Genomic DNA, 15,143 nt, shown 5'->3' with positions numbered 1-15,143 from the left:
GGGACGGCGGCATGAATTTCCTGGTCACCGGCGGCGCCGGCTTCATCGGCTCCGCCGTCTGCCGGCATCTGTGCGCCAACCCGACCTACCGTGTCACCAATCTCGACAAGCTCACTTATGCGGGCAACCTCGCATCGCTGAGGCCGATCGAGAACGCGCACAATTACCGTTTCGAGCAGGCCGACATCTGCGATGAGCGCGCTGTGCTGGAGATATTGCGCCGCGACGACATCGACATCGTCATGAACCTCGCCGCCGAGAGCCATGTCGATCGTTCGATCGATGGCCCCGGCGCCTTCATCGAGACCAACATCGTCGGCACCTACCGCATCCTGAACGCCGCGCTCGACTACTGGCGCGGCCTGCCCGACGAGCGCAAGAACGGCTTCCGCTTCCACCATGTCTCGACCGACGAGGTCTTCGGCGATCTGCCCTTCGACGGCGGCATGTTCGTCGAGGAGACGCCCTATGCGCCGTCCTCGCCCTATTCGGCTTCGAAGGCAGCGTCGGACCATCTGGTGCGGGCCTGGCACGAGACCTACGGCCTGCCGGTCGTGCTTTCCAATTGCTCGAACAATTACGGCCCCTATCATTTCCCCGAAAAGCTCATCCCGCTGGTCATCCTCAACGCGCTCGACGAGAAGCCGCTGCCGGTCTATGGCGCCGGCGCCAATGTGCGCGACTGGCTGTTCGTCGAGGACCACGCGCGCGCGCTGGAGTTGGTGGCGACGAAGGGGCGGCCGGGCGAGAGCTACAATGTCGGCGGCAATTCCGAGCGCACCAATCTCGGCGTCGTCGAGACGATCTGCGATCTTCTCGACGTGAGGCGGCCGCGCGCCGGTGGCGCGAGCTACCGCGACCTGATCACCTTCGTCACCGATCGCCCCGGCCATGACCGTCGCTACGCGATCGACGCCACCAAGATCGCGCGCGACCTCGGCTGGGCGCCCAAGGAGAATTTCGACAGCGGCCTGGCAAGGACGGTCGACTGGTATCTCGACAACAAATGGTGGTGGGGGCCGATTCGCGAGCAGCGCTACAACGGCGAGCGGCTGGGCCAAGGCCCGATCGAAAGCAGAAAGTTCGAAAGCGGCAGGATCGAAAACGGCCCGGTCGGAAGCAGCCCGATCGAGGGCGGGGAGGTGGCCACGTGAGGCTTGCCGTCACCGGACGCGAGGGCCAGGTCGCCGCCAGCCTTATCGAGACAGCACGGGGCCGCGACGACGTGGAAGTCGTCGCCGTCGGCCGGCCGGCGCTCGACCTGGCGCGGCCCGACACGGTGTTTGCAGCGCTGGAAGCGGCAAGGCCGGACATCGTCGTTTCGGCGGCCGCCTACACCGCCGTCGACCAGGCCGAGGACGAGAAGGACCTGGCCTTCGCGGTGAACGCAACCGGCGCCGGCAAGGTGGCCGAGGCGGCGGCAAGGCTCGGCGTTCCCGTGATCCATCTGTCGACCGACTATGTCTTCGACGGCACCAAGGACGGCGCCTATGTCGAGACCGACCAGACCGCGCCGCTCGGTGTTTACGGCGCCTCCAAGCTCGCCGGCGAGCAGGCCGTGGCCGCCGCCAACCCGCGCCACCTCATCCTGCGCACTGCCTGGGCCTATAGTCCGTTCGGTAGAAACTTCGTCAAGACGATACTCAAGCTGGCCGCCGACCGCGACGAGATTTCGGTTGTGGCGGACGAATGGGGGAATCCGACATCGGCGCTCGATATTGCTGCCGCGGTCTTGCACGTGGCGGCAAGATTGAACGGCGACAGAAATTTTGTCGCTTATGGCGTCTACCATTTGGTGGGCAGTGGCGTGACCAACCGCAGCGGCTTTGCCCGCTATGTCTTGGCTACAAGTCGAGAGCTTGGTGGCCCTTACGCGTTGGTACGCGATATCGCTATGGCGGATTATCCAACTAAAGTGCAGCGTCCCGCTAACTCGAAGCTTTCGACGGCGAAGTTCGATTCTACTTTTGGATGGACTGCACCGGACTGGCGTCGATCAACTAAAGAGATCGTATCTCGGCTTGTGCTCGGTGTGACCGGTCAAGCAAGCGCAAAATAAGCCAGTAGGCATCGCTGGAGGAATTTATGACTGTTCAACTATTCGTACCAAGTTTCCGTATCGAGGAATGCCTCTCGGAAATCCGTGAATGTCTTGAGAAAGGATGGACGGGACTCGGATTCAAGACTGCTGAGTTTGAAACGGCGTGGAAGAATTACACAGGGTTTCCCCACGCTCATTTCCTAAACTCAAATACGGTCGGGCTTCACCTGGCTATCCAACTTTTCAAATCGAAATATGGATGGAACGACGATGATGAGGTCATCACGACGCCTTTGACATTCGTCTCGACCAATCACGCCATCCTCTATGCAGGCCTGAAGCCGGTCTTCGCGGACGTTGACGAATACCTTTGCCTCGACCCTGAAAGCGTCAGCAAACGCATCACCGACAAGACGAGGGCTCTAATTTTTGTCGGCATGGGGGGCAATATCGGCAGATACCACAAGATACTGGAGATCTGTCGCGCGCATGACATAAAGCTCGTGCTCGATGCGGCTCACATGGCGGGCACTCGTGTCGACGGGAAGCACGTAGGTGGTGACGCGGACGTGTCGGTGTTCAGCTATCAAGCCGTCAAGAATCTTCCCACGGCCGATTCCGGGATGATCTGCTTCAAGGAAGCCGAAGACGACGAGCGGGTCCGCAAGCTCACGTGGCTAGGCATCAACAAGGATACCTATGCGCGCACGGCCGCCCAGGGGGCCTACAAATGGATGTATGATGTCGAGGAGGTTGGGTACAAATTCCACGGCAACTCCATCATGGCTGCCATGGCAATCGTGCAACTGAAGTACCTAGACATCGACAATTCGTTCCGACGCCAGCTGGCTGTTTGGTACCGTCAGCGTTTTGACGGGCACAACAGGGTGAGCGTCGTTCCGACTGCCAAGGGTTGTGAATCTGCCCAGCATCTTCTCCAGATACGCGTAAAGAACCGCGACGTGCTGATGCTTGCCCTGAACGAGCATGGCGTCTATCCTGGCGTCCATTATCGTGACAATACCGACTATCGGATGTACGCCTACGCAGCCGGCACATGTCCGAATGCGGCGGCGGCAAGCCAGGAAATCATCTCGCTACCTCTTCACCTTCGCATGAGCAAAGCGGATGTGGACCTGGTTTCCGAATTGGTCCTCAAATACGCACAATGAAGCAGCACGTCGCTCCCTTCGGAGATGGAACCGTCGTCTTGCGGCTAGTGGAGGAGCGGGATCTCGAGACGATCCTCGCTTGGCGTAACCGCGACGACGCTCGCGTCTGGTTCAAGAGCTCCGACAAGATTGCTTTCGATGCACACCTCGCCTGGTATGAAAGATATCGTCAAAAGGAGGACGATTTTTTCTTTTTGGTGGAAGCGAATGGCCAACCGGTTGGTCAATGCGGTATCTATGACATCGACAACGGAAGCGCCGAAGTTGGCCGATTTCTTGTTGCGCCGGAAATGGCAGGCAAGGGCTACATTGGCCGCTCTTGTGCCGAGATCGTTCGCTTCGGTACGCAATTCTTGAAACTCCCCTATCTCTTCCTCGAAGTTATGGAGAAAAATACGAAGGCTATTCGCCTTTACACACGTCAAGGGTTCGTTGAAGAAGCTCGCTCTGGCGGCTTGATCCGTATGGGCCTTGGCCGAGATAGAGCCTTATGACTCTAAGGCGCAAGTTCACGTCGACGCGCTGGTCGCCGAACCGAGCAGCTATGCGAGCCCGACATGGCTAGCATTCTGATGGTTATAGAGGCAAAGATTGCTACCACGTATTTGCTTGAGCAAATCATGACGGCATGCCGAGTGCATGGCGTTGATCACCAAGTAAAATTCCTCAACGAACTTCAGATTGACGACATTACTCCAGACACTATTCCCATGTTTGTACGGTGCGGTGACCCGCTGGTTCTATCGTGGGCGCAATTGCTCGTAGACGCAAACAGGTCATACATATACTATATTGATGATAACTTTTGGCGGATCATCGGCGATAATCCGCTCGCGGTGTATTATCAGCATCCAATTGTCAGAAAGTCACTGAAGTTTGCAGTCTCCCATGCAGAAACTGTAATAGTCAATTCCTCCGAACTGGCGACATTCCTCTCTAGATTTAATACTCGCGTGGTAGTCCTGCCGGCGTTCTTCGATTTTTCAATTATTGATGGCGTGGCGCAGTCTTCTGTCGAGGAAATCCGGATCGGATTTGCGGGGAGTCCCTCACGTGTCGACGATCTGGATTTGATCGCGCCGCTTATTGAACCGGTTCTAGAGAGATACCCGAAAACGGTATTCGAATTTGCCGGGGTTCTTCCAAAGGCGATCGCGACTGGTGCGAGAGTGCGTTTTTTCCCGCATACCGGTGACTACACCACCTACATCAGATTCCAAGCTTCGAGAAATTGGGCGATTGGCTTGGCGCCTCTGGTTGACAATGAGGCAAACCGCAGCAAGACCGACAACAAGTATCGTGAATATAGTGCTTGCCGTATAGCTGGCGTTTACTCAAATATTCCCCCTTACAGGGGCGTAGTAAAGAACGGTGAAACTGGGATTATGGTGGAAAATACGATAGAATGTTGGCTTGATGCGCTGTCTATTTTGATAGAGTCGCCAGAGAAGCAAAAAAGACTGGCAGAGCTGGCATTCTTTCATGTTAAAGAACGCTATGATTTATCGGTTGTTTCACAAGAATGGGGAAATCTATTTACAAAAGTTGATCGTGAGCGCTCTCGCAACATAAAACCTCTTGTAAATTGGCGGTTTTGGTGTAGGAAGTTCTGTGGAAAAATAGAAAGATACAAAATACATATTTTAGTTACTTATAGACAGGGGGGGTTTTATTTGGTAGCCAAGAGGGTGGCTAGAAGGTTATTAGCCAGTGCTTGACGCTTTATTCTCCCGTGCTTGGTCGGCTTGTAGTAACCGATTCGGCTGCGTCATCTGTAGGGAGCGGTCGGCGTGCTGGAGGCTTGTCGTCCGCCTCGGCAACATCGTGTCGGCTAACGCGGAGTCGCGCTACTCACATACCTTGGAATTGCCCGAAATGGCGTCATGACTCGAAACGAAACGACCTTCGGCAAAACCGGTGCGGTTCAATGAAACATAGCTATTCAAGTGTGGACAGGAGCAGGTTGCTCCGAGATGTCATTCGCTCAGTTCTGCTGTATCGCGTCTGGTTTTTCATCGGCACGCAGGATATTAGGCGTCGTTACCGTCGCTCGTTCATCGGTCCGCTGTGGATCCTTCTCAATCTCGGCGTGTACGTCGGTGCTATAGGCTTCGTTTACGGCGTCATGTTCGGGCAGGACCTGAAGGCCTTTCTTCCCTATCTGATGCTGGGTTTCGTTACCTGGGGGCTGGTTTCCGCGTCTGTGGTTGACGCTTGTATGATCTTTCCAGGTTCCGAAGGTTATATCAAGCAGTTTTCGTACCCTAAGCAAATCTATATCCTGCGGGCACTCGTCAGCAACAGTATGAACTTCGCTATGGGCCTAATAGCTGTCGCTTTCGTGCAGATTTTTTTAGGAACATTCGAACCTACTGGATGGATTATGGCTATACCTGGCCTTATCCTACTATATATGGCGTTGCTGGGGCATACAGCTATTTTTGCCTATCTGGGAACTGCCTTTCGTGATCTGCCGCATGCCTTGGCTGGTGTTTTGCAGGTTGTATTTTATCTGACCCCGATAGTCGTTCCTGCTAGCGTTCTGAAGAACCACGGCTTGGAATTCGTTTATCTCGTCAATCCGATCTACCATTTGATTGATGTCGTTCGTGATCCAATCCTGACTGCAAACTGGGCGCCGTTGTCGACCTATGGCCTTGTGGTTGGCTATATTCTGGCCGTGCATTGCATTGCCTGGTACGCGGCCTCGCGGTTAGACAAGAAAGTGGTGTTTCTCCTTTGAGCCAGAACTTCATACGACTACAGGGCGTCGGCGTGCGTTTCACCGGCGACATGAACACCGAGGGCCTGATGGGCTGGCTGGCCAGAAAGAGGAGCGGAGAGCCGGCCCCCGGCGCCTATAATGTCGAAGCTCTGAAGGACGTGACTGTTGCTATTGAACAGGGCGAGCGGGTAGGGCTTGTCGGTCTCAATGGGGCAGGCAAGAGCACTCTGTTGAAGGTCATGGCGGGTATCTACACACCGACCAGCGGTGTCGCGGAAACGGAGGGGCATATCTGCCCGATGTTCGAGTTCGCAACCGGTTTCGAAATGCATCAAACCGGTCGAGACAATATCCGCATCCGCGGGTTACTGCTTGGCATGACGCCCGATGAGATTGAAGCGAAACTCCCGGAGATCGAGGAGTTCACTGAGCTCGGCGAGTTCCTAGCATATCCTGTCCGCACATATTCGGCAGGTATGTTCATCCGCCTCGCGTTTGCCGTCTCAACCAGTATAAATCCGGAAATCCTCCTCATAGATGAGGTCATGGGAGCCGGAGATCTTCGCTTCGCGAAAAAAGCGAAACGCCGGATGTTTGAATTCATGGAGCAGGGCAAGATACTTGTCTTTTCGTCTCACAATTTTGAGCTATTGAAGAGCTTCTGTGCTCGAACAATCTGGCTCGAAAAAGGGCGGATCATCATGGACGGCGGGACCGAGGATGTGATAGCCAGGTATGAATCCTCACAGAAATAGTTAGGTTCCGTTGCGGCGGAACGATACGTGATGCCCGCTGCATGCGGGATTCGAGGGTAACATGAAATTTGGCGATTGCGGCCACGATCTTTCCATAAGACGCGTAGACAAGGGGCAGCCGGCACCCAAAGTGACGGTGATCCTTCCTACTTTTGCACGTGCTAACGGTCTCTTGCAGCTTTCGATCGAGAGTGTTCTTTCGCAAAGCTTTACCGATTTCGAACTCATCGTTGTGGATGATGGTTCGCGGGATGGAACCGCTGACGTACTAAATGAGTACCAGCTTGCCGATTCTCGGGTCATTATCCACTCATATAAATATAACAGCGGTCTTCCGGCTCTGCGCGTCAATCAGGCTGCACTTCACAGTCGCGGTAAGTACATCGCCTATCAGTTTGACGATGATCGTTGGGCGGAAGAAAGCTTGAAGAATCGCATGGAATGGCTCGAACGTCAGTCCGTTCCCAGTGTGGTCTACGGCAGCTGTGAGTTTTACAAGGCGACAGGCGAAGTTGAAGTTTTTCAGGGAATACTTGGGCAAGAATTTAACTACTCCCTCCTGATGAACGCGAATTACATCGCTAACAACACCGTGATTCATCATGCTTCCCTTTTTGAGAGGCACGGCATGTACGACCCTCATCTGGTGAATAGGCGGTATTCGGACTACGACCTCTGGCTGCGTTTTGGAAAAACGGCTCCTTTCCGCTGGTTAGACACGACCTGTTCGATCGTGCGAGCCAATATGGAGAATTCACTCGGTCGCGATGTAGCGGCTGATTTTACCCGTCATAGGAAATACCTGCTGCTATCCCGGGATAATCTTCTAAAACCGGCTAGCATCGCAAACTATGACCTGATCTCGACCGATCATTGGGGTAGCCGCTTTTCAAACCAAGAGGTTCGACGTTATTACAGGAAAGAAGTCCTGCCTTTTCTTTCTAAGTTCAACGACTATTGTAGCCCTTCGGAGCTAGCTGTAGCGGGTTCTGGAGCCTTGGCGCACAAAAGCGTCTTAGTGACAAAGCCGGAGTACAGCACCTCGGTCGACGTCACTATCCGCAATTTCGAGAGCGTTGCTGGTCAGCGGGGATTCGCAACTACCTTCGTGAGGGAAGGAGATGTTCTATCCTTTGATACGTCGGATACCGACATCGCAATACTGTATCGTACTGTAGGTGCGGCAAAAACCCTTGTGGGTCATAAGAGGGGTCAGCATCTTCCGTGCGCTTATCTTATGGATGACAATATGCTGCGTTTCCATGAAGTGGGGCCAGAGCATTCCTATATCGCACCTGGCACTTCCGGATTCCGCAGCATACTGGCGCAGATATCCGCCGCAGACAGTGTGATCGGATACAGCGATGAAATCATTGACGATTTCAAAGCCTATAACCCTCATACCATTCATCTTAAAACCAATATCCAGCAACGCTACATAAAACGTCGCGATTACAGTCGGTCCGGTAAGATTCGCATCGGGATTTTTAGCAACAAATTCCGCGTGCCAGTCGTTGCCAAGCTTTGGCCAGGATTTCAGCGTGTCGCGTCCCGCTATCGGAATGAGGTCGAGTTTCATTTCTGGGGAATCGATCCGAGTGATTTTCCAGCTCTGGAGTGCGCTGTCCATTTCAAGCCGTTCACCCACTCCTACGACAGCTATGTTGCGGAGCTAAGCAGCACATATTTCGATCTTTCGCTCACCCCTCTTGAGGGTGAGACGCGTGCAGAACGGAGTAAGAGTCCCGTCAAATTGTTGGAATCGGTCGCCGCCGGTGCAATTAGCGTAGTGAGTGATGTGGCGCCCTATAGTCGTTTACCTGATGCGATTTGTGTAAAGGTACGCAATCGACCTGAGGACTGGGCAGATGCAATTGAAGGTCTGCTCAAGCTCAAGGCGGAGCAGCGCGACGAAATCTTGGAGCGAGCACGCGCATATATCGAGAGCATTTATACCACAGAGATCCAATACTACGATTTTTATAGCGCTCTCGCAGCAACGGAACTCCATGCTCGTTTGAATGAGAAGGCAGTTCTCTATTCCTTCCATGAGGCGGCTCTGGGGGGGGCAACCCTTCATTTGTTATGGCATGCGGCACTCGTAAGCTCATTTGGTTTCAAGGTCGTCGGACTCGTCCAGCGCAATCTCCAGTTTGGGCCCGAATTTGTCCGCCGCTGGAGTAAGGCAACCAACGATGCTCCACTCTTCGAGGAGAGCTGGCCCTTTGGGTGCGGCAGGATTGATCCCTCCAAAGTACGTTCACGAGATGAGGCAGATGTCGAAGCTGCCCGACGCATTCGAAAAAAGATATGCGATCTCAATATAGGTCTGCTGCATTTTGCCACTTGGCAGCCAACCATGACTGCGCTTGGTCAGGAACTTGGCGTTCCTGTCGTGGCGAGCGTTCATCAATACTATGACGGCGCCGATACCCGGGCTTTCGCTCATGTGGCTCACTGCTCCTCGTCAGCGCATGGTGAGAGATGGGAGGCTGCATCTGGGGTTCCCACGCGCCGGATCGTTTGCCCCGTCGACGGGGCCTATTTCTCGCTTTTTCCGCTACGGGAGGCTCGGAGCTTTGCCATACAAGATCCGCTGCAAATAGTCGTCTCGGGAACGCTGCAGCCTCGCAAGAATCAACTCGCTGCCATTAAGGCGGCTGGACTTCTGCGCAAGGCTGGACATGAGGTTATGGTCCACGTGATAGGTTACGATGACCTCCACTCTGACTATGCGAAGGCATGCCGAGATTGTGTAGCGGAGCAAGGTCTGGAAAACCACGTCATTTTTCATGGGTTCGTTTCCGATCCGGAACCCTTCTACGCGGCCTGCGACGTGTTACTTATTTCCGCGCTGGACGAATCCATGCCGCAGACGATGCTACAGGCCATGGCGTCCGGTGTCGCTGTTGTATCGCCTAGCGTTGGGGGCGTATCCGAATTGATCAAACATCGCTACAACGGTTTGATCGCCAAGGATACATCCCCGGAAGAACTGGCGAATGCCATCAAGGAGTTTCTGGAGTATTCAACTGAGCGGCGAGCCGAGATTTTGAGTAGCGCCCATCGGACGATAGGGGTTCTGGGGCGCTCAAGCTATGTGCGCGCGGAATTAATGGACCTCTATCTGAGTGCTTTCATTAGGTCGGCGCCTGAGAGGTCGATCGACGCGATCACTGATATCTCGATGGCTCGGCTAGGTATGCTCTCCGAGAGATTCGAGCCCACTGTGGCTTCCACAATTGCCAGGCTCCATTCGGAAGTAGAAGCCCAACATTTCTCACGACCGCTCAGGCTTGCGAGAGCCGTCAATTGGCGATCGAGCGAGATTTGGAATATGATTTCCTCTGTCTTTGCTCCACTTGATCTGTTCAGCCGCCAACACTTCGGCCGGACGCGACGTGATGAACTGCGCCTAAGCGAGGATCTTTCGAGTGTATCCTATAGGGAATATAAAGTCCATTTCGCCCTTCCCTCTCTAGCGGCCGTCCATCTTGGCATCGTGCCGCTTGTGCGGGCGTCGGCGGGCCTTATAGGCATCGAGATCGTGTCAAGCAAAGACGAGATTCTGGGCTCCACGACGCGCTCCCTCGCCGATGTTGAAGCGAGCCTGCCCGGAAAATTCTCGCTGGACACACCTCTCCGCGATCTTCAGGCAGGATGGCGACTCAGAGTCTTCGTGCGTGAAGCAGACGTACCGGTCACCATCTATGAAGTAGTACGGCCGGCGGTGCTTTACGGCGCCCTAAAGCGATTTCCCTTCGCTAAGTTCGAGTAGCTATGGTCGCCGAATGTTGAATTTCATGTGCTCCTGATCATGCAGGCGGAGATCGCGAGGATTCTAAAGCTGAGGCGCACCTTGCATACGGGCGCCGGAACACCAGAAGCGATTCTGGACTACTTTAGCCCAAGGACCGTGTGAAAACTGCGATGTCTTCCGCCCAACCGTTGCATCTCAGCTTTCGAATCGTCTCTATGTTGGCCATAGGATCAAAGTTCGTTTCGCAGAAGCGTGCCATCCTAGCCAGAAGAATATCGCGTTGGGAGGCCGTTTCGATCGACGCCAAAGCCGTCGAGAAGTTCTTGGTGTTACGCCCGATCTTCAGTACCCCTTGGGCCTTGCCTATGCTTGCATAGGCCGGCTCGTCCGAAAGGAGAGGGACGGCGCCAAGGTAATGTGAGACCAGAACCGCATTGGCGGTTTTGTATTTCACGTTCTTGGTCTCCCCTTTTGGATGCACTGCAACCTGAAGCCCAAGCGACTGCCATTCGGCTACGAACTCCCGGAAATTAGAGCGGAGAGGGACGGTCACAAAACGGATCCCTGCGCCCTCGATCTGCTCACGAAACTTTTCAACATTCGGCCCGGCGAACAGAGTTACTGGTTGTCTTTCAGCAACGTTCTTGAGCGCCGGCAATACTTGCTCCTTGAGCGCCTCTATGCGGAACCCGCCTCCAAAGAAGCCAATACGGACATCGTCAGTGGGGGTGGAGCGTATCGGTTTGATCGTTCTGTCGGATACGGCGCCAAAGGGTAGGATGGTGTGGTGATATGACTGAAAGAACTCCGTCAACGCCGCCGATGCGCATAAAACGCCGTCCATTTCTTCCAATGTTTCTTTGAAAATGGGCTGCCCGTAGGGTTTGAATATCTCTTCATCGATAGGGTTAGCCTGCCTCTCCCCGGCGAGCGTAACGAAGTTGTCGTCGACCAGCAGATACATCAGCTTCCCGCGGCGCTTAGCCTGTACGAATGCTTCCTTGTACGCAGGCATAAACAGATGCCTCACGAAGATAAGAACGTCGCAGTCGTCCATTTCGGATGCGTCGCGTTTATATGGGTCGATGAACCGAAAAGAGATCTTTGGGTCAATCCCAGACAATCCGTCAAAGCAAAGGGCTGTCGTCGCGCTCGTGTTGGAAATTACACCAACCAGCATCGACGTTGGCTCTAGCCCCTCCCAGTATCCATTGTTCATGCGTTGCACCATCCGATACGGCTGGTTATAGCGACGTCGGTCCAAAATCAACAAGGCCGCCAAATGCGCCTTTTACCTGGTTGCCGCCGCGTACTCGCGCACAGATATCGTCATAGGCACGCGTTCCTGCTCAATCGCGCGCTTGGCGGCGCCAGGCCAAGCTTTATGCGTCCGCAATGCCGCCCACCAGGCCGGACTGCTGGTTCTGCCGCCTCTTGGCGCTAGAAGCAGCGATGTAGGGGAAACTCGCCGTAGGAAAAAACATCTGGCGGTCCCCCTAACTCCGCGCTAATGCGATAGTCGGGTGACGGGGTCGGGGATTTGCAATCCAAAGTGGCTGCGGACGATGGTCGGTCCTGCGCCACTCTGATAGTTCTGATAGTATTGCCGCGCCTGGAGTTCAGTACTACCCAATGACCGCCTATGTAGAAGCCGTATCGGGAATCCGACCGAAGATGCGGCGCGCCATCATCATGGTCCAGGACGTTGTCATGGTCCTGGTCTCGGTGGCGCTCAGCCTCACGCTGTCGCAGTCGCGGCTTTCCTTCGATGCGTTCTCCCCTGGCGGGCTGGTCTGCTGGGCGGTCATCGTGCTCGCCGCCCATCTGTTGTTCCGCGCTAGCGGCCTCTACAGCACCGTCTGGCGCTTTGCCTCCACGCCCGACTTCTTCAACATCCTGAAGGGTTGCGGCAGCCTGACGGTGGTCCTCTATCTGGCCGCGGTCGCTTTCCGTTCCTTCTATCAGCCGGTCTCCGGCCTCAACGAGCGCCAGTTCATCGTCTTCTTCCTGGTATCCTTCACCATCATTTCGGCACCCAGGCTCTACTATCGCTTCCTGCGCGACGGCGCGTCTTGGCGTATCCTGCGCCGCGCCGCCAGCGACCCTTCGATCAAGCAGGCGCTGTTCATCGGCCGGTTGAGCGAGGCCGACGTGATCGTGCGCTTCACGCGCACTTCCGTGCCTGCCGAATACGCCATCGCCGGCATCATGGCGACCGAGAGCGACGCGCCGCTCGGCACCCAGATCCAGGGCGTTCCGGTCGTGGCGCTGCGGCCGCGCCTGGTCGAGGTGCTGGAGGAATATGTCAAGGGCACGGAAAACCTCGACCTTTTGATCTTCGGCAACGGGGTCGAGCGCGAGATCGAGGACTATGCCGAGCTGGTTCGCGTCGCCCGCCACAGCGGCATCGCCGTCGTCCAGTTTTCCGGCCTTTCGGAACTGGGGCAGGGCGGCAAGCTGGTTCTCGATGCCGTCGAGATGGAAACCATCATGCGCCGCTCGGCGGTCGCCACCGACACGGCGCGCATCGGCGCCTTCGTCGGCGGCAAGCGCGTGCTGGTCACCGGCGGCGCCGGCTCCATCGGCCGCATCCTGGTCAAGCGCGCGCTGGAACTCGGCGCCGAGGCGGTGCTGGTGGCCGACAATTCCGAGTTCGGCATTTTCCAGCTCGATCAGCTGATCGACGAAGAAGACCGCGACCGGCTGACCAGCCGCATCGTCGACGTCACCGACAAGCCGCACATGATGCGCCTCGTCAGCGAGTTCAAACCCGCGATCCTCTTTCACGCCGCGGCGCTGAAGCACGTGCCGCTCTTGGAGGAGAACTGGGAAGCGGCGATCGAGACCAATGTCTTCGGCACGCTCGCCTGCGCCGAGGTCGCCGCCGAATGCGGAGTGCCGCAGTTCCTGCTGATTTCCAGCGACAAGGCCGTCGACCCGACCTCGGTGCTCGGCGTCACCAAGCGGGCGGCCGAGCAGATCGTTTCCTCGCTGCATGAAACCCACGCCGCGCCGTTCCATGCCGGCGGGCTGAACGGCCATCAGGCCGGCGTGCATCGTCCCGGCACCAAATTCATCGCCGTGCGCTTCGGCAATGTCTTCGGCTCCAACGGCTCGGTGGCGACCATCTTCCAGGCGCAGATCGAGGCCGGCGGGCCGGTCACCATCACCGACCGGCGCATGACACGCTATTTCATGACGGTTGCCGAGGCGGTCGACCTCGTCATCATGTCGGCCGCCGATGCCGAGCAGCGCCAGGGCAGGGACGACTACGCCATCTACATGCTCGACATGGGCAAGCCTGTGCCGATCCTCGAAGTCGCCGAGACCATGATCCGCATGGCCGGCAAGAGCCCCTACACCGACATTCCGATCCGCTTCACCGGCATCAGGCCCGGCGAGAAGCTGCACGAGACGCTGCATGGCGAGAACGAGGAGGTCGTCAAGCTCGACACCGCCAAGATCTTCGGCCTCAGAACCGACGTCGTGGAATGGGCAAGGATCGAGGCCGCGCTGCCGGCGCTGGTGGCCGCGATGCACGATCGGGACAAGGCCGCCGCGCTTGCGATCCTGGCAGGGCTCTACCGGGCCGAGGAAGACATCGGCGGCGCGCCGCGCGATCACGCTGTGCCGAAAACGGCCGGACAGGTCGGTTAGACCTGTGCTGTCCGCTCATGATTGGCTATTGAAGCCCATTCGAATGCCCTGCAGGTTTTGAGGCCGTGACCGGAAAAAATCAGCGCGTGGCCGTTCTCATGGGCACGAAGGATGGCGCGGCATATATCGGAGAGCAGTTGGATTCCCTGCTCGCGCAATCCTGGCCTCGCGTCGATCTCTGGATTTCCGACGACGGCTCGACGGACGGCACGACCGCGATCCTCGAGGCGTGGCGATCCCGCTGGAACAAGGGTTCTCTCACCGTGGTGGAGGGCCCGCGAAAGGGCTTCGCCGCCAATTTCCGCTCGATGATCATCGATCCGCGCATCGATGCCGACTATTACGCCTTTTGCGATCAGGACGACGTCTGGGAGCCGGACCGGCTGGAGTGCGCCATCCGCTGGATGGAGGCGCAGGACATGAGGACGCCGCTCCTGTTCTGCTCGCGGACGGCGACCATTTCGGAGGCCGGCGTCGCGGTCGGCTATTCGCCGCTGTTCCGCCGCCCGCCGTCTTTCCCCAATGCGTTGGTGCAAAGCATCGCCGGCGGCAACACCATGCTGTTCAACCGCGCGGCACGCGACCTTCTGGCCAAGGCGTCGGCAAGAACCGAATTCGTCAGCCACGACTGGTGGGCCTATCTCATCGTCACCGCCGCCGGCGGCAAGGTTCGTTATGAGCCGCGGCCTCTGGTCAGATACCGCCAGCACGCAACAAACCTGGTCGGCGCCAATGTCTCGTGGAAGGCGAGGCTTTCAAGGCTCGGACGTCTGTTCAAGGGCCAGTTCGCCACCTGGACCGACAGCAATCTCAGGGGCCTTGCCGTCAACCGCGACCTCATCGCGCGCGATGCGGCGCTTTGCCTTCGCCTGTTCATCAGGGCGCGCAAGGGCAGCACTTTCAGGCGCTTCAGCCTGCTCGGCAAAAGCGGTGTCTACCGGCAGACCCTCATGGGAACGCTCGGGCTATACCTCGCCTTCCTTTGGCGCCGGATCTGAGCCGTGACGGCGAAGCGGGCCTTCGACGTGACGAT

11 protein-coding genes are annotated in these 15,143 nt (G+C 56.6%); 10 read left to right on the top strand and 1 reads right to left on the bottom strand.

What is annotated here, in order from left to right; all coding sequences use genetic code 11:
• The first annotated feature begins 11 nt into the window (after positions 1 to 11).
• The 8 genes from rfbB to QAZ22_RS27985 all read left to right on the top strand — a co-directional run bounded on the left by rfbB (position 12) and on the right by QAZ22_RS27985 (position 10,471).
• Positions 12 to 1,154 carry a dTDP-glucose 4,6-dehydratase gene (rfbB, locus tag QAZ22_RS28020; RefSeq protein WP_278204086.1) on the top strand — a complete coding sequence of 381 codons (1,143 nt, stop codon included), beginning with the start codon at positions 12 to 14 and terminating at the stop codon, positions 1,152 to 1,154.
• Positions 1,151 to 2,059 (top strand): dTDP-4-dehydrorhamnose reductase, encoded by a 909-nt coding sequence (rfbD, locus tag QAZ22_RS28015; RefSeq protein WP_278204084.1) that lies wholly within the window; start codon positions 1,151 to 1,153, stop codon positions 2,057 to 2,059. The genes rfbB and rfbD overlap by 4 nt, the downstream gene beginning before the upstream one ends.
• A gap of 26 nt (positions 2,060 to 2,085) precedes the next feature.
• Positions 2,086 to 3,213, top strand: coding sequence for a DegT/DnrJ/EryC1/StrS family aminotransferase (locus tag QAZ22_RS28010; protein ID WP_278204083.1), 1,128 nt, complete (start codon positions 2,086 to 2,088; stop codon positions 3,211 to 3,213).
• Positions 3,210 to 3,707 (top strand): GNAT family N-acetyltransferase, encoded by a 498-nt coding sequence (locus QAZ22_RS28005; RefSeq protein ID WP_278204082.1) that lies wholly within the window; start codon positions 3,210 to 3,212, stop codon positions 3,705 to 3,707. The genes QAZ22_RS28010 and QAZ22_RS28005 overlap by 4 nt, the downstream gene beginning before the upstream one ends.
• Before the next feature lie 63 nt (positions 3,708 to 3,770).
• Entirely contained in the window at positions 3,771 to 4,931 is a 1,161-nt protein-coding gene (locus tag QAZ22_RS28000; protein WP_278204081.1) for a glycosyltransferase family 1 protein, read from the top strand.
• A 209-nt stretch (positions 4,932 to 5,140) separates the two neighbouring features.
• Complete coding sequence (locus QAZ22_RS27995; protein ID WP_278204079.1) at positions 5,141 to 5,956, top strand: ABC transporter permease; 816 nt, start codon at positions 5,141 to 5,143, stop codon at positions 5,954 to 5,956.
• Positions 5,953 to 6,693 carry an ABC transporter ATP-binding protein gene (locus tag QAZ22_RS27990; protein ID WP_278204077.1) on the top strand — a complete coding sequence of 247 codons (741 nt, stop codon included), beginning with the start codon at positions 5,953 to 5,955 and terminating at the stop codon, positions 6,691 to 6,693. Before QAZ22_RS27995 ends, QAZ22_RS27990 begins: the two co-directional genes overlap by 4 nt.
• Positions 6,694 to 6,754: 61 nt before the next feature.
• Positions 6,755 to 10,471 (top strand): glycosyltransferase, encoded by a 3,717-nt coding sequence (locus tag QAZ22_RS27985; protein ID WP_278204076.1) that lies wholly within the window; start codon positions 6,755 to 6,757, stop codon positions 10,469 to 10,471.
• A 124-nt stretch (positions 10,472 to 10,595) separates the two neighbouring features.
• Here QAZ22_RS27985 and QAZ22_RS27980 read toward each other — a convergent pair whose 3' ends face one another.
• Positions 10,596 to 11,672: a hypothetical protein gene (locus QAZ22_RS27980; protein WP_278204074.1), complete on the bottom strand. Its 1,077-nt coding sequence runs from the start codon at positions 11,670 to 11,672 to the stop codon at positions 10,596 to 10,598.
• Positions 11,673 to 12,085: 413 nt separating this feature from the next.
• Between QAZ22_RS27980 and QAZ22_RS27975 the strand changes: the two genes are divergently transcribed.
• Complete coding sequence (locus QAZ22_RS27975) at positions 12,086 to 14,110, top strand: nucleoside-diphosphate sugar epimerase/dehydratase (protein WP_278204073.1); 2,025 nt, start codon at positions 12,086 to 12,088, stop codon at positions 14,108 to 14,110.
• Between the two features lie 137 nt (positions 14,111 to 14,247).
• Complete coding sequence (locus tag QAZ22_RS27970) at positions 14,248 to 15,108, top strand: glycosyltransferase family 2 protein (RefSeq protein ID WP_278204071.1); 861 nt, start codon at positions 14,248 to 14,250, stop codon at positions 15,106 to 15,108.
• The last annotated feature ends 35 nt before the right edge of the window (positions 15,109 to 15,143 follow it).

This window comes from Mesorhizobium sp. WSM4906, assembly GCF_029674625.1.
Classification (GTDB): Bacteria; Pseudomonadota; Alphaproteobacteria; order Rhizobiales; family Rhizobiaceae; genus Mesorhizobium.
This window is presented reverse-complemented; position numbering and strand designations above follow the sequence as displayed.

Bases quoted from the DNA above. Each gene is read 5' to 3' on its own strand.
- QAZ22_RS27975 (WP_278204073.1), top strand. From the start codon at position 12,086: ATGACCGCCTATGTAGAAGCCGTATCGGGAATCCGACCGAAGATGCGG.
- QAZ22_RS27980 (WP_278204074.1), bottom strand. From the start codon at position 11,672: ATGAACAATGGATACTGGGAGGGGCTAGAGCCAACGTCGATGCTGGTT.
- rfbB (WP_278204086.1), top strand. From the start codon at position 12: ATGAATTTCCTGGTCACCGGCGGCGCCGGCTTCATCGGCTCCGCCGTC.
- QAZ22_RS28010 (WP_278204083.1), top strand. From the start codon at position 2,086: ATGACTGTTCAACTATTCGTACCAAGTTTCCGTATCGAGGAATGCCTC.
- QAZ22_RS27995 (WP_278204079.1), top strand. From the start codon at position 5,141: ATGAAACATAGCTATTCAAGTGTGGACAGGAGCAGGTTGCTCCGAGAT.
- QAZ22_RS28005 (WP_278204082.1), top strand. From the start codon at position 3,210: ATGAAGCAGCACGTCGCTCCCTTCGGAGATGGAACCGTCGTCTTGCGG.
- QAZ22_RS27985 (WP_278204076.1), top strand. From the start codon at position 6,755: ATGAAATTTGGCGATTGCGGCCACGATCTTTCCATAAGACGCGTAGAC.
- QAZ22_RS28000 (WP_278204081.1), top strand. From the start codon at position 3,771: ATGGCTAGCATTCTGATGGTTATAGAGGCAAAGATTGCTACCACGTAT.